Here is a 15,990-nt window from a genome sequence, read left to right as displayed (position 1 = left end):
CTAACCTTAAGGTTAGTATGGCACGTTTTTGGGATTAATTTAGGTCAAATCGTAGTAACGAATTATGCTCTTCGAGCCATTTCGTTTTCTCATAGGTATTGCCAATAATATCAACCAGCACTCCTTGTGGGTCCACGCCGTCCAAGTATCGACCAAGGAAATGTATGAAGACATCTAATCTACGAAGTTCAATTAGCAAGGGTAACATTGTAATTTCTTCCTGTGTTAACTGGACAAATTGACGGTAACCTTCATAGAATACTTGGCTATTCTTTCTTAGTCTTTCCTCAGCAAGCGTCGGATCAATCAAATCCGATAAGCAGACCGCAAGTTCCATTACCCTTGCATCGATCGTTACAAATTCAAAATCCAGAATGGCAACGAAACGACCATCGTCATCAACTAGCATATTGGAACCATTAATATCACCATGAACAAGTTGATGAGGTAATTGTCTAATGTGGGGGATCGCACTGTACAAAGCCATATAACGATCAAATATATAAGCAAGTTCGTCCTGCTGTGCGATGAAAGGTTCTGGTGGTTGCAGCGAAAACGCCCGAATCGCATCTGGGTTGCAGCTAGGATGAATATGTTCAATTTCATAATAAGGAGCGTACTCCGGTTTATGTGCAATTGCAATCTTGGCTAAGGATGCAGAGAGTTGCCCTGCTGCTTTCCCCATCTCTTTCAGCTGATGTAAACTTAATTCAATTGGATTATGTCCATCTGTAAATGTAAATAATGCAGCAAGCTTCCCATCATCCTCATTCCCTAATGTAACCACAGTCTCCCCATTTGGCAGCTCTAGCGGCATTGGAATTTCAAAGGGAAGCTCCTCTTTCATGTCAGCCAAACGAAGAAGTATGCTATGCTCAAAATTAATTTTGCTACGGTCACGATGCGTTTCATACAGTCTCAGAACATATGTACGTTCATTTACCTCGACGAATCGTGTTGTATTATTCATCCCGCCTGCACCAACACGAAGCGTCCATGTTTGGGTGGGGAACCAATTAGCTGGGAGTAATGCTAATTGTTCCTCTTTTTCAATGACTCGCATAATACCCTGACTCAACTCCTCATATTAAACTTGATTATCGCCTTCTACCGCGAATTCAAAATCCTCGACATCGAAAGCTTCCACTGGGATAGCAAATTCCACTAAACGCTCAATAAAATCGAATTGATCCGTCAATAGTTCAGCTTTCTCCTTAATTGCAGTCAAGATTAATTCTGTTTCAATCGGGTCAAACTGATCCCCATAAGCTTCATTATCTATTGCAAAAACAATCTGCAAGATTACATGTTCATTAATAGGTAACGGAGGACTTTTGCCCCAAGGCATGGACAAGGCTTTTTCAATTTTTTTCTTATTAAATGATTCTTCGAAGAAAGCAATCAGCTCGCCAATCATTTGTTTGACGAATCCATCATCCTCCGTTTCAAGCATGATGGGTTCGGGACTACTATGCAGTTCGTAAAGTTCTTGAATGGTCGTATACGGAATTAGATAAGTCACAGGCTTAGATGGCAGCATGAGCTGACCATGCACGGCTAACATCACAGCTTCGATAATAAACGTTTTGCTCATGGTGTCCCCCCTAATGCTACAATCTTAATTCAGCAATATTTCGCTAAACATACTCAGAAACCCTTTTTTATACTAGAAACATACCTTACCTTTACCTTAAAACAAAACCGTTAACTCCCAAGATCACTTTGACCATTCGAGCTAACGGTTTAAGATTCTCCTTATAAACTGCCATCGAACACCTCATTGTCTTCATACTGAGGGCGATATGGTTTCTTCGAGAAGCGATTCGCATAAGCAGATGCCACATAACAATCAGGTTTAATGACAGGAACCATACCAACAGTCTCCACTCTTTGCACCATTTCTTGGACGAATTTGGCCGTCCGATTTCTATTCTCGTCATCCCCTGCATCAATATGAATATACATTTCGAAAGTGGCACCTTGATACAGATGAGGAAGAATGATATTTTCCATATCTAATCGTTTGTTTTCGTCAAAATACATCGCAATCTCTTCACTTAACGTTGTTTCCATCGAAAGTTTTTCTTTGATTGAGTGAAGCGCTCGCGGTACGATGACTTGACGATAACAAGCCCACGCTCCTTTCCCTAGCCGCTGGATCACTACACCAGTAATAAATTTCGTATGACCTGTGTGTACCTGACAATCCGTCCCTATAATAAATTTATAGGTCGCCACAGGGTCAAGACGCATGAAATGGAGAATACGCTCGTGCACGGTATCCAGGTTAAGTCCTCTTTCCGCCCGGTTCCTAAATTCCAATGGTTGGTTCATCGTCGAAGGTTTCACAGACAAGGCTCTCCCTTTCTCCATATACTATAAAGAGGCGGATGCTGGGGCAGCACTCGCCTCTTCTATAGTATATGGCAAACCTTGCCTGTTCGAACCATCAACTTATTTTAAAACAGAACCGCCGTACAAATATCGATTTTCCCATTGCTTGCCATCAATCGTATCCACACGAACACCGCCTGATTCAACGGAATACGTATGTAACATTTGACCATTGCCTAAGTATAAGCCAACATGTGTGATTGGCTCTGTCAAGACATTAATGCCATCGTAATCCGATGCTTTAGATCCTTTGTAGCTGCTGAAAAATAAGAGATCTCCACGCTTTAACTTCGTCCAATCCATTACAATCGACCCCAAAGATCTCACATAGCCGCCTTGCGCAGCAGAATCACTTGGCAAGGACAGTCGAAGCGCATCCCAGAACATCGTTTGCACAAAGTCTGAGCAATCAAACGTCGTAGGATCGTTACGTGTTGAGCCGAATTCATATGGAGTCCCCAGGTATGCTTGTCCCGCTTCAATCACAGCTTCGATCTCATCGGCAACAGGCATATTTGGCTTCAATACGGTGAAGTCTGCCGTTATGTATTTGGAACTAGTGCTCACATAACCACTGACACCGTCAGCATCTTTCACTTTGTACCAGCTATCATTCACTTTATCGGTGACCAGAACTTCCTCGCCTTTGGCCAACATTCGGATAACTTTGGATCCTGAGCTAGCATCTGAAGATGGTAAGGTACGGAAATTAACACCATACAAGATTTGAGCATTACTTACGATCGTTATGTACTTACTGTTTGTTGACACATATCCTCTTACACCTTGCGCATCTTTAATTTGGAACCAGTTCGTTGTCGTATAATCCGTTACCGTGACCACTTCGCCTGTTTTCAACATGCGTATGACATTACTTGACGTGCTAGCTTGATCTCGAAAGCTTACACCTGCAACGATTTGAGCTTTAGTCACGACCTTCTCATCAGCGTGTGTTTCTTTGGGAAGTAAAGCCATGAAGGATACTAACAATACCGCAATCACCATAGTCAACTTATTCATCGTCTTATCCTCCACCTTCTTGATGTTAAAAATTTCTTCCGTATCCTTATTATAGTTTGAGGGGGTCATACGCGAATATAGGTGAATGGTAGCGATTATTGTCATTCCATGCGTGGCGATTAGCCTATTGACGGGTAGGTTTAATTTTCCAATTTTTGCACTTCTGCTTTGCGCGTTAAAGATGACCAAAACAGGCGCCACTGCGGGGAATTTTTGAGTTTAACATTCCCAATTTTCATCTCATTCTCTTCCAATTCTATAACCTGCCAACTGCTGAGATCCGGAACGGCTTGCGATTCTAAAAAGGCTAAAGCGTGCTCATTCGCGTCCTCTAGCTCATGCCAGAATTTTACACCGTAGTATGTGAGTCCATACTGGTTAACGAGCGTAGTCGTATAAATCTGACCGGACTCTTTCTGCTGTAGCACATAGGGCAACTTCCTTCACCTCCTAATGCGAAGGCCCATTCGCCATGATGGGAATGGGCCTTCATTCGTACTCAATCGTCTCCGTTCTTAATTACATCAACTTATAAATACGCGTTCTCATGCTTCGCTTTCAACATATTCCACCGGCGTTCAACTTCGGTCTCGAACGATTTCAGTGAACCCTCATACTCAGGCTTCGTAAGATGTTTCGTTTTCCCCATCGTTTTCAACCAATCCGATAGTGGAATCTTCTTACTCTTATCCTCTGGATTATAGGTAATCGAAGTTACGCCATGCTCCACTTCATAGAGCGGGAAGAAACAAGAATCTACTGCAGCACCAACGATGTTGGAACCCTCTTGGTCATCAGAGAGCCAATTCAATGGACAAGCAATAAGAATCTTGCCATACACTAGCCCCTCATGTTGCGCATACCATTGTGCCTTCGCCGCTTTCTTGACCAGATCCTGCGGATACGCTTCAGAACCCGTAAAGACATACGGAATATGCGTCGCAGCCATAATTTGCGCAGTGTCCTTATGATGGAAGACCTTACCACCTTGATGCTTCCCTACATTGGAAGTCGAAGTCCGATGACCCATTGGCGTTGAATACGACAACTGTGCACCTGTGTTCATGTAACCTTCATTATCGTACTCAAGAATAATCATTTTATGATTTCGAAGAGCAGCACCGATCGCTGGCCCCATTCCGATATCCATACCGCCATCGCCCGTAATCATGACGAAGGTAAAGTCGTCTTTCAAACCTAAGTGATCGAGTTCACCGCGACGCTTCCGCTCCCAGAACATCTCCACAACGCCTGACAGCGTTGCTGCTCCATTCTGGAACAAATTGTGGATGTAAGTCGCTTTATGTGCGGAGTATGGATACCCCGTTGTTACAACCATTGCACAACCTGTATGGAAAATAGAAACAATATCGCCCTCTATACCTTTGAAAAACAGTTCGAGTCCTGAGAAAATTCCGCAGCCAGGACAAGCACCATGGCCTGGCGCAATCCGCTTCGGCTTTTTCGTCAAGGAACGCAGTGGCGGTATGCGTACATTTAATTTCCCCGTATTCTCATCTGGTGTAACCGTGATGAGGCCCGTCTTCAGATCTTCATACTTCATTGGCGTCAATACCCGCTTCGGTGCTTTCGAAGGATCCCCCGGCGTATGGCCGTAGTAATCGAAAGGCACGTCAACCTTGCCGCTCTCCATCGCATCAATGGCGAATTGGAACAAATTATGCCCATCCTCGGCATAAAAGTCTTTACCACCTAAGCCATAGATTCGGCTTATGACAAGCGTGTCCTTGTTCCCATGTGTGAACAAGGCCGCTTTAATTTCATTGACCATGTTGCCGCCATGTCCGCCATAAGAGTCCGCGCGATCGCCAACCGTGATCGCTTTGACATGCTTCAGCGCTTCAGCGATTCGCTGCGCTGGGAAAGGTCGGATCAGGTTCGGTGCGATCGAACCTGCTTTAATGCCCTTCTCGCGGAGCTGGTCGACGACATCCTTGATGATTTCGGAGGCCGAATTCATCAGGAATACCGCGACTTCCGCGTCCTCCATCCGATATAATTCAAGAATCGGGTAATCACGACCTGTCAAATCGGCATATTCCTGCCGAATGCGGTCATATACACCTTCGGCATTGTACATCGCTACAGACTGTTGATAACAATTATTAATGTAATCCGGCTCATTCATATAAGGACCGACAGTAATTGGATTGTTCCGATCCAAGGTATCAGGGAAGCCCTGTGGCTTCTCACCTACGAATGCCTGCACATCAGCCCGATGTGCGAAGGTTTGCACTCTGCGCTTTTGGTGAGAGGTGAAATAACCATCGGACGCGACCATAACTGGCAAACGCACCTCAGGATCCTCTGCTAATTTCAGCGCCATAATATTCATATCATACACAGCTTGCGGGTCACGACACATGACAATCGGCCATCCCGTATTCAGCGCGTAGTAGAGATCTGAATGATCGCCGTGAATATTCAAAGGTCCAGATACACTACGACATACCAAATTCAGCACCATCGGAAACCGCGTCCCCGATTGCACCGGCATTTGCTCCAACATATACAAATAACCGTTGGCGCTTGTCGCGTTAAATACGCGGCCGCCAGCAGTTGATGCACCATAACATATACCTGCTGAACCATGCTCACCGTCGGCAGGAATTAAGACAATATCATGTTGTCCATTAGACTTCATGAGATCTAGAAATTGAGCTACTTCTGTCGATGGTGAAATCGGAAAGTACCCCATAATATGATAATTAATTTGATGCGCCGCATAAGCAGCCATCTCATTCCCTGATTCGTATACGATGCGCTGTTCGACTTTGGCTAGCCCTAATTCCTGCTTGATATCAATGGCCATGCGTGTAGTTCCACCCTTCTCCCATAAATACTCTCTAAGAGTTTATAGCTAGATTGAATCGATGAGGCATGCGATTCTGATCCGCATAACTATCTTCTTCACGCTCACTGGAGAGCGCATCGGTTGGACAAGCTTGTACACATTTAAGGCAACCTTTACAGTATTGATAGTCTATGCCTTGCAGGAACATCTGGGGACGGCCTTTCTTATCAGGAAGCTCATCCCATACAAAACAAAAGTCGGGACATACATTATCACAAGATGCACAATGAATACAGGAATCTTCGTGAAAATGCGGCATCATCCCAGCACGGGATATACTCAAATCTTTGAGAATACTGTTGCCAGGATTCGTAACAACGCCCCCGATAGGCTGTGTAGCATAGCCCAGAACGGGTGTATCATACCGCACAAAGTCTGGCATAGATTCGCCTTCTGGAAGCGCATACGTTTGGAAAACAACTTCATTAAATCCACGATCAAATGTGCGTAATGCGGGTGCAACAGCAAGCGGGTATTTCTTCTCTAAAGATTTTCTAATAACGCCTCGCATAACATCCGGATCTAGAAAATCACACAATCGGAACATAGCTCCTAACATAGCCATATTGACACGATTCTTTTCCTCGAGCGAGATACCAATTGCATCAATAACCGCAATCGTTCCTCCTCTGAGCTTCATCTTCTCCTTCAATTCATCAGGCGTTTTCGTTGAATTTACTAACACGGTACTATCCTCATAGATGCCACTGATAACGTTTACAGTTTTGGAAAGAGACTCATGAAAAACACCTACAACATGCGGTCGTTCAACGGGCGATGTATCCCGAATCTTCGTATCCATGTCACAAAATCGAATATGTGCTTTTACTGCCGATCCTTTCTTCTCAGACCCGTAGGATGAAAAACTGACACCGTTCAAACCAACACCAACGACTCCTGCTTCAGCTAACATCTTACCTGCCAGATTAGCGCCTAGACCGCCGATGGATTCCAGTCTTATCTCGAAAAATCCGAGATCGTTCAATTTAGGTAAAGTTACCATGCTTGGTCTCCTTTCAAAAATGAACTGCATATAGAGTGAATAGTGTGAATAATAAATCTACTATCATTGTAACAAGAAATGGCTGGTAATCAACCTTTTTTTGAACGGACTATTTAAAGCAAGTAATCCATGATTAAACCGCATTTTCCCAAATAAAAACTAAGCGATCCCCTTTCTATTTCAATGTCATCCTGCCTCTCTTCACAATCTTCACAAACGTCTACATAATCGTCTTCAATCGGATTAAACACAACACCGCACACCTGTGAGCACAACCGCATTCACATCTCTCCTCGGCTTCAAATCCCTCAATATTGTAAACGTTTGCAAGTATTGTTTTCTTTATTATACAGCGGTTTATACATCATTGACCATAAGTCTTTATGAAATCTTTAGCATTCCAAATGAGCTATTTCTCTTGATTCATACGTCATTTGTGAGATAATGTAGAAATAATTGCCAGATTGTCGAATTATGGAAAGGATGCATAGAATTGCTTCATTTCATTATTGCTAATGAACTCCAAAACCTTTTCTACATCATGAGCGCTGCACTACTCCACCTCATTCTTGCTCCTCGTTTCATACATAAAGAACAACATTTAAATCTCTTCTTCTCTTTAATTCTAGGAAGCTTCATCTTCCTATACTGGAACTTTGGCGATATTGATCCCTTAATTTATTCCTTGCAATTAGTCCCGGTCTGTTTGCTTTTTGTGACGCTTGGTGTTGGCATTGCGCCTTCTATCATGACATGGATCATATTTAATATTGGATGTATGTTCGTGCTGAATTACTATTGGGAGCCAGCGCTTCTAAGCAGCACATTCTTATTAATGTTAGGAATTCTAGTTCGCCATCGTGTAACTAACGCAAATTTGAAAGTGAAACTTCTGTATGCATCTGGCATCCTCATCATTTATGAATTATTGTATGCACCGCTTGCTCCGTATGCCTTAGACCCATTTTCCTTATACACTGGCTTTGTTTTAGCCCTTGCTTTTATCTCGTTATGGATAATGATTACTTTACTTTACTTTATTACTAAATATGAGATACAGCGGACACATATCACTCATCTGGAGAAAAATCGAATGCTCGCTGAGTTATCTGCTACCGTTTCACATGAAATCCGCAACCCTCTCACGTCCACACGTGGATTTATACAATTACTCGCAAGATCAGATCTTACTACATTGGATCGTAGACGTTATGTTGACCATGCCTTATCAGGTGTGGATCAAGCCATCACAATATTGACTGATTTCCTTAACTATGCGAAGCCTTCGCTTGATATGAAGGAACAACTTGATATTAAAGAAGAATTAGAACATACCATTCGATTCATTACTCCCTTTGCGAATGATTTTCAAATTACTATTGATATTCTACATGACTGTGAAACTCCACTTTATATTCTTGGTGAGTCACAAAAGTTGCGCCAATGTTTACTCAATCTCATTAAGAATGCCATTGAGTCCATGCCTAATGGCGGAAAGCTGTCGTTACGTACTTGTAAACATCCTAGCGCCGTTCAGATCTCGATTACTGACACGGGGGTTGGCATGACCGAGAAGCAGCTGAGCTCCTTGGGTAAACCTTTCTACACGACGAAACAACACGGCACAGGACTTGGTCTTGTTGTAGTCATGAGTCTCATTAAGAAAATGAATGGCAAGATTTCATTCACTAGCTCCCTCAATCGCGGAACGCAATGTTCAATTATTTTCCAACAATATTAATTGTAACAAAAAAGCAAGTTAGACAAGAGATAAACTCTTAGTTAACTTGCTTTGATTTGTTGTATGCCGCTTACTTAACCAGTCCATGTTGATCTACAATATGTGTAAGTAACCGAGCACAACTTTCCTCAACCATCTCATATACTTCTTGAAATTTCCCCGTGTAATAGGGATCAGGGACTTCACTAATTGCTTGATTACTAGAAAAATCCAACAATTTATGTACCGAGGCGTGCTTCTCATTCCCCGTCAATGCTGGAGCAAATGCAGCCAGGTTTACGATATTACTTTCATCCATAGCGATGATATAAGTAAATCGACTGAAATCATCTGGACGTACTTGTCTAGCTTTCAAGCCCTCATAACCAATCTGATACTGGTCAAGAATAGCTCGTGTTCCTTGGTGTGGAGGATGACCGATATGCCAATCCCCAGTACCCGCTGAATCAATTGCAATAACATCTTCCAGTTCAGCTTCCTTCACTTGATGACGAAACACCGCTTCCGCCATAGGTGACCGACAAATATTGCCCAAACAAACGAATAAGACCCTAATCATATTTGACCAAATACTAGCATTTTTTCATTTAACGTGAGCGGTCTAGCTGGAATGTCCAGTACAATCTTACCTTCAGACACTCCCCAAATACGTGTGGCAAATCGTTCGGCAAGTTCTACTTTATGTAGTGTTGCAATGACAGTCATATTCCGGTCTTTGCACAACGACTTCAAATCTTGCAAAATATACTCGGTAGACTTCGGATCAAGTCCAGATACCGGCTCATCAGCGACTAGCACCTTAGGGCCAAGAATCAAAGCTTTGGCAATGGCAACACGTTGCTGCTCTCCACCACTAAGCTGACCAACTTTCTTTTCTCCTTTATCCAAGAGACCAACTTTCTCCAAGAAGTCCATGCTATCAATTTTCTCATTTCGTGACGATAAGCCTGTAACCATCCGAAGTGGAGCTTGATAAACCCTGCCCATCAATACGTTCTTGACAGCGCTTTTATTCCGATTTAGAAAAGGTTTCTCTTCCAGGTATGCAAAATCCTTCCCCAATTTGAAACGATCCCACGGACCTGGCTTCGTTATATCATTCGAGTTATATATGAGCTGACCGCTTGTCCATTTCTCTTGATGACTAATACAACGAAGCAGCGTTGTTTTCCCACTGCCGCTGCTACCGATTACCGCGATGAATTCTCCGGCATCAACTTGAAAGCTGATTTGCGATAGGACCTGATTATCCGGAGGGAATACTTTACTCAGATTTCGAACTGTCAGCATAACTACTCTCCTTCACATAAGCCTAGTGGTCATTCATCTGAAATAGTAAATCGCCGCTCAACTAGGGCCATTGGACTACTTGTTGAGGGCGATTTCCTTCACATTTACATGGTCAAATTAATCGCATGAAGTCGGTGCTTCTGCCGCGCCAGCTTCAACATTAATCTTATCAGAAATCGTGTCTCTAACGACTGACATGACCAATTGAAGCAGATAGTTAATATCTTCTTGCGTTTGTTTAAACTCATTTACAATTGGAATGCCATCTAATTCATCCTGTAGAACTTCGATTTCACCCTCAATTTTTTCCACCATTTTCTTATTTTGGAACGTTTCAAAAGCAACAATCTCTTTTTGCTTCTTCTTAATCGCACTAATCAAACCTTGAATATCCGGATTCGTTGCAATTTGCTTTTCAGCTTTTTGATAGAACTGAACTTCATTAGAAGTTGTAAGCAAAGCAGCTAATTCCTTCGCTTTCGCCAGAATATCCTCGCGGACGATCATTTCTGTATTCGTAAATTCCTCTACTTTAAATGCATGAGGTTGATTATCATCATGTGCATGATCACAATGGGACATTTATTAACACGCTCCTATTTATCCTGTTCGTAATTTTATACAGACAATTGAAGAGGTTTATGTACAATCTCGCCCTTCAAAATCCAAGTTTGTGCATGAGTAACTTTGACATGTACCATTTGGCCAATCAAAGAAGGATTTCCAGTGAAGTGAATCAACTTATTCGTCCGTGTACGTCCAGCTAGCACATCCGTATTGTTCTTGCTTTCACCTTCTACTAACACTTCGACAGTTTGATCAAGCAAGCGGTCATTGCTGTCTTTACTCAGCTTATTTACTAGCTCATTCAGCCTATATAAACGCTGCTTCTTAACTTCCATTGGCACATTATCTTCCATCTCAGCTGCTGGCGTCCCTACTCTTGGTGAATAGATGAAAGTAAACGCGAAATCAAATCCAACTTCCTCATACAGCGTCATTGTATCCTCAAATTGCTCATCGGTCTCACCAGGAAAGCCAACGATTATATCTGTCGTTAATACGACATCTGGCATCGTTGCCTTGATTTTACCTGCAAGTTGCAAATAATGATCTCTCGAGTACTTCCGACTCATCCGTTTTAAGACATCTGTATTACCAGCTTGTACAGGTAAATGGATATGCTCAACGAGATTGCCACGTTTCCCTAACACCTCAATCAAACGATCATCGAAATCTCGCGGATGTGACGTTGTAAAACGAATACGTGGAACATCAATCTTACGAATATCGTCCATCAGATCAGCGAACGTGTACGTTATATCTTCAAAGTCTTTGCCGTAAGCATTGACATTCTGTCCAAGTAGCGTAATTTCTTGGAAGCCTTGACGAGCCAAATCTCTGACTTCTGCCAAAACGTCCTGCGGTCTGCGGCTTCGCTCCTTACCACGTGTATAAGGAACAATACAGTAGGTACAGAACTTATCGCAACCGTACATAATATTAACCCAGGCACGGATACCTTCCCGTTTTTTGGGGAGATTTTCTACGATATCGCCTTCCTTTGACCATACCTCCACAACCATTTCTTTGTTGAAGAAGGCATCTTTCAAAAGGCTAGGCAAGCGATGAATATTATGTGTCCCGAAAATCATATCGACAAAAGCATGTTTCTGCATAATGCGATTAACCACGGATTCTTCTTGCGACATACAACCACATACACCAAGAATAAGTCCTGGCTTCTGCGCTTTCAACGTCTTCAAATGACCAAGTTCGCCGAACACCTTATCTTCGGCATTTTCACGTATCGCACACGTATTCAACAGGATCACATCAGCGATCTGTTTGTCATCCGTAGCCGTATAGCCCATTTGCTCAAAAAGGCCTCTCATGACTTCGGTATCATGCTCATTCATCTGACATCCATAAGTCGTGATTAAATAAAACTTGTCCTTACCAAATTCCTGCATATCTTCTGGAATCGCAAAATCGTAGTGAACCTGAATGTCCTCTTTCCCACGTTGCTTCTCATCCCTGTAATTCGGTGCAGAATTTATTTGGATGTTCCTACCTTTAATTCGATAAGTCGTTTTGCCCTCTTCTTGGCTTAACACCTTCGCATCCGAGAAGTCAAAGTATTTGGAGTAATCCTTAACCTTGTCGGATTTTAAGTCCGATGTATTTTGGTTCTCCTTTGACATGATGAATTCACTTCCCTTTATCTATATATATAGCTCTAACTTGTATTAACCCAATATCAAATTATAGCACAAAAGATACCTGTATATCCATATTGGCTTCCATATCAGATGAAAGAGAAAAACCTTCTCCAAAGAGAAGGTTCTGAAATCATTGTTTCCCGAATGAATATTGCTGCATAATGATACCCGTCATCTCTTGCGCAGGTAATGGACGACTAAATAAATATCCTTGGGCTTCATTGCATTCTTTCAATAGTAAAAATTGAAGTTGTTCCTTCGTTTCCACACCTTCAGCGATGACCTTCAAATCTAAGTTATGTGCCATTGAAATAATCGTATGTACGAGTGCAGCATCCTTCGCATCTTCAAACATGTTTCGCGTAAACGATTGGTCAATCTTTAAGCTGTCGATAGGAAACAACTTTAAATAATTCAATGAGGAATAGCCTGTTCCAAAATCGTCAATCGATAAAAAGATACCCATAGCCTTTAACTTATGCATCGTCTCAATGGCATATTTGGAGTCTTGAATAATACTTTCCGTTAGCTCAAGTTCTAGATATTGGTGTTCTAATCCGGATTCATCTAAGGCTTTATTCACCATATCAATCAAATTACTTTGCTTAAATTGTCTAGACGAAATATTTACAGCAATACGAAATGGTGAATATCCTTGATTCTGCCATTCTTTATTTTGACGGCAAGCCTCGTTTAGAACCCATTCTCCAATCGGAATGATTAATCCCGTTTCTTCTGCAAGTGGAATAAATTCAGCTGGTGATATCGGTCCCCACTCTGGATGCTGCCAACGAAGTAATGCTTCAGCCCCTGTGATCTTACCTGTATTCACATCAATCTGCGGTTGATAGAAAACTTTAAATTCGTTTCGCTCTAATGCTTTGCGCAGACCAATTTCCATCTGCATCTTTTTGGTTACTGCTTCGTTCATCTCTGGTGTATAAAACTGAAAATTATTTTTACCTTGTTCTTTCACACGATACATCGCGGTGTCTGCATTTTTAATCAGTGTCTCTATATCGCTTCCATCAGATGGATAGAGACTAATACCAATGGAAGGAGTAACGAATAACTCGTGTTCCAAGATGATAAATGATTGTGAGAAAATACGAACAATTTTATTTGCATTTTTTATCATGTCATCCGTCGTTGTATGCGCCCAAAGGATAATAAATTCATCGCCACCCTGGCGAGAAACAGTATCACCTTTACCTATACATGCTTCGAACCGTTTAGCCACTTCAATCAGTAATTTATCTCCCATTGCATGGCCAAGCGTGTCATTAATAAATTTAAATCGATCCAAATCAATGAACATGATTCCCATACTTTGTTGGTTTTCATGTGCTTGGTCTAGAGCAAGCTCAAGACGATCATTTAATAAAAGCCGATTAGGCAGACCCGTTAAAGGATCTCGATATACCATCCGATTAATTCGTTCCTCTGTCCTTTTTCTTTCAGAGATGTCTCGAATGATACAACTAAAACACATACCATCTTCTTCTTTCCAAACTGCAAGTGAAAGTTCCATCGGAAACTCGGTTTGATCTTTGCGTAATCCTAGTAATTCATAAGTCATTCCAATCTCATTCGCATCAACTGTGGCGGTGGCTAGGAATTTCTCCAAACGTTCTTTATGAGATTCTATGAAACGCTCTGGGAATATGCGATGTAATCTTTCACCGATAAGTTCTTGTTCCTCATAGCCAAAAATGAGTTGTGCACCTTTATTCCAAGAGATTATCGTCCTATTATGATCAGTTAGGATAATTGCATCATGTGCTGATTCTACAACAGAACGGAACCTTTTCTCCGACATCATCATCTGTGATTCAAATCGTTTATCAATGAATGTACTAATGAAAGCTAGCCCCAGTATGAATAGAATTCCAAAACTTATCAAATAAGCTAACAATTGCGAGTCAAATGTGAGGTCTGATGCGATGTGCGCATGATCATGTTTAAATGTTGCAGCTGCCATGCCTGTATAGTGCATACCACTTATAGCGACGCCCATGACCAACGAACTTCCTATCTTTCGTAACATAATGCGCGGGGAGCTGGCATTCTGTTTAACCGCAAACAACAACAGTAGTGCTACTAAAGAGACAACGTAGGCAATAACTGCAGAGAGCGCCCATAGATAAGGATTATATTCAATCATTGCTCCCATCACCATCGCTTCCATGCCAATGTAATGCATCGATACGATCCCAGTAGCTATAAAAGTAGCTCCAATGAACACATGCGGCTTACGCATAATAGGCCTGCTTATGATATATAAAGCTAACCAAGACGCAAGTAACGCTGGGATGATGGAATAAATCACCGTACTTAATTGATATGTGACCGTAATTGGTAAATGAAACGCTAGCATCGCTACAAAATGCATGGACCAAATCCCCATACCCATTGCAAATGCACCACCAGCTAGCCAGGCTTGCCTCGCTGAGCTTTTGGCTTTATGGATCCTTATTCCGAGATCCAAAGCAGCAAAAGATGCAATGATCGCAATTATAATTGAAAAAATGACAAAAGGAATGTGATAGGTACTAGAGATCGTTTCCACAGTGATGTCTCCTAACTTAAGGCAAAGATAATGATATCGACAGGAGCCATTGAATCAAATCGATAAGCCTAAGTAATCTTTATTTGAATCTATTAGAATTCATTTTACCATGATTTACGTAGTGCCTCTATACATTTACGTCGAATATACTCGAAAAATGCAATTATTTACATCGCAACGAATTTTCATGGAAAAAATACGCAAAAAAGCATCCTTATACGTCTTAGTAAAGGATGCTTTTTATGTTAAATTAACCTAACTAATAATTAACGTCGTTAATTTTATAATAAAAGTTCTACTTTGTCACCCGTTTTTACACCTGCTGCATTACCTTCGTCTGTATCAATATGCATGTCCAACGCGAATTGGTCTGATACTCGGGCAATTACATCTTCGAATACTAATGGTCTCTCGCCTCGCATATGTACTCGTAGAAGTTGCTTATCTTGAATTCCCCATTGCTTTGCATCAGATGTATGTAAGTGAATATGCCTTGCCGCGACAATTACTCCTTGTTCCAAGGTAACTTCCCCTTGAGGGCCAATAACACGCAATCCAGGTGTCCCCTCAATGTTCCCAGACTCGCGTACTGGTGGATGTATGCCCAATGTGAACGCATCTGTGCGTGAAACTTCGATTTGCGTTTGCGGACGAATCGGCCCAAGAATTCGCACCTTATCGAATTGTCCTTTGGGCCCTACGATAGCAACGGTTTCTTGCGCTGCGAATTGACCTGGCTGCGAAAGATTCTTGAAGTTGGATAACTCATATCCTTCACCGAATAGAGCAGCTACATCCGCTTGTGAAAGATGGATATGTCTTGCTGAAACACCAATTGGAATCATGGGCATGTCTGTACGCTTCCTCTCATTTGGG

14 protein-coding genes are annotated in these 15,990 nt (G+C 42.0%); 1 reads left to right on the top strand and 13 read right to left on the bottom strand.

All coding sequences use genetic code 11. The features are described 5' to 3' along the window. Positions 1-34 precede the first annotated feature (34 nt). The 7 genes from AC58PV_RS11525 to AC58PV_RS11495 all read right to left on the bottom strand — a co-directional run bounded on the left by AC58PV_RS11525 (position 35) and on the right by AC58PV_RS11495 (position 7,292). Entirely contained in the window at positions 35-1,063 is a 1,029-nt protein-coding gene (locus AC58PV_RS11525; RefSeq protein ID WP_497432371.1) for a phosphotransferase, read from the bottom strand. Between the two features lie 24 nt (positions 1,064-1,087). Beyond that, complete coding sequence (locus tag AC58PV_RS11520) at positions 1,088-1,594, bottom strand: ADP-heptose synthase (RefSeq protein ID WP_497432370.1); 507 nt, start codon at positions 1,592-1,594, stop codon at positions 1,088-1,090. Positions 1,595-1,755: 161 nt separating this feature from the next. Beyond that, on the bottom strand, positions 1,756-2,349 hold the full coding sequence (locus AC58PV_RS11515; protein ID WP_497432369.1) for a ribonuclease H-like YkuK family protein: 594 nt from the start codon (positions 2,347-2,349) through the stop codon (positions 1,756-1,758). Positions 2,350-2,454: 105 nt separating this feature from the next. After that, on the bottom strand, positions 2,455-3,414 hold the full coding sequence (locus AC58PV_RS11510; RefSeq protein WP_497432368.1) for a C40 family peptidase: 960 nt from the start codon (positions 3,412-3,414) through the stop codon (positions 2,455-2,457). Positions 3,415-3,554: 140 nt separating this feature from the next. Continuing rightward, positions 3,555-3,851, bottom strand: a complete 297-nt coding sequence (locus AC58PV_RS11505) for a hypothetical protein (protein WP_497432367.1) — start codon at positions 3,849-3,851, stop codon at positions 3,555-3,557. 92 nt (positions 3,852-3,943) lie between these two features. Continuing rightward, the gene (locus AC58PV_RS11500; RefSeq protein ID WP_497432366.1) at positions 3,944-6,247 is read right to left on the bottom strand and encodes a thiamine pyrophosphate-dependent enzyme; all 2,304 of its coding nucleotides are present in this window, start codon (positions 6,245-6,247) and stop codon (positions 3,944-3,946) included. Positions 6,248-6,281: 34 nt separating this feature from the next. Beyond that, complete coding sequence (locus tag AC58PV_RS11495; RefSeq protein WP_497432365.1) at positions 6,282-7,292, bottom strand: 2-oxoacid:acceptor oxidoreductase family protein; 1,011 nt, start codon at positions 7,290-7,292, stop codon at positions 6,282-6,284. Between the two features lie 493 nt (positions 7,293-7,785). Between AC58PV_RS11495 and AC58PV_RS11490 the strand changes: the two genes are divergently transcribed. Further along, positions 7,786-9,033 (top strand): ATP-binding protein, encoded by a 1,248-nt coding sequence (locus tag AC58PV_RS11490; RefSeq protein WP_497432364.1) that lies wholly within the window; start codon positions 7,786-7,788, stop codon positions 9,031-9,033. A 70-nt stretch (positions 9,034-9,103) separates the two neighbouring features. On the opposite strand, the gene AC58PV_RS11485 is transcribed toward AC58PV_RS11490, so the two are convergent. From AC58PV_RS11485 to AC58PV_RS11460, 6 genes are all read right to left on the bottom strand, one after another. Then, positions 9,104-9,592 (bottom strand): low molecular weight protein-tyrosine-phosphatase, encoded by a 489-nt coding sequence (locus tag AC58PV_RS11485; RefSeq protein WP_497432363.1) that lies wholly within the window; start codon positions 9,590-9,592, stop codon positions 9,104-9,106. Continuing rightward, a complete protein-coding gene (locus AC58PV_RS11480) occupies positions 9,589-10,323 on the bottom strand; it encodes a phosphonate ABC transporter ATP-binding protein (protein WP_497432362.1) in 735 nt (244 codons plus the stop codon). Before AC58PV_RS11480 ends, AC58PV_RS11485 begins: the two co-directional genes overlap by 4 nt. Before the next feature lie 117 nt (positions 10,324-10,440). Next, positions 10,441-10,905 (bottom strand): YlbF/YmcA family competence regulator, encoded by a 465-nt coding sequence (locus AC58PV_RS11475; RefSeq protein WP_497432361.1) that lies wholly within the window; start codon positions 10,903-10,905, stop codon positions 10,441-10,443. A gap of 35 nt (positions 10,906-10,940) precedes the next feature. Continuing rightward, complete coding sequence (gene miaB / locus AC58PV_RS11470) at positions 10,941-12,527, bottom strand: tRNA (N6-isopentenyl adenosine(37)-C2)-methylthiotransferase MiaB (RefSeq protein WP_497432360.1); 1,587 nt, start codon at positions 12,525-12,527, stop codon at positions 10,941-10,943. 148 nt (positions 12,528-12,675) lie between these two features. Next, a complete protein-coding gene (locus AC58PV_RS11465; RefSeq protein WP_497432359.1) occupies positions 12,676-15,114 on the bottom strand; it encodes an EAL domain-containing protein in 2,439 nt (812 codons plus the stop codon). Positions 15,115-15,395: 281 nt separating this feature from the next. Beyond that, positions 15,396-15,965 (bottom strand): phosphate propanoyltransferase, encoded by a 570-nt coding sequence (locus AC58PV_RS11460; RefSeq protein WP_497432358.1) that lies wholly within the window; start codon positions 15,963-15,965, stop codon positions 15,396-15,398. Between the last annotated feature and the right edge of the window lie 25 nt (positions 15,966-15,990).

It is taken from the genome of Paenibacillus sp. J22FR83 (assembly GCF_059691955.1).
Note: the sequence above shows the minus strand (reverse complement) of the source record. Positions and strands in the feature narration are given on the sequence as shown.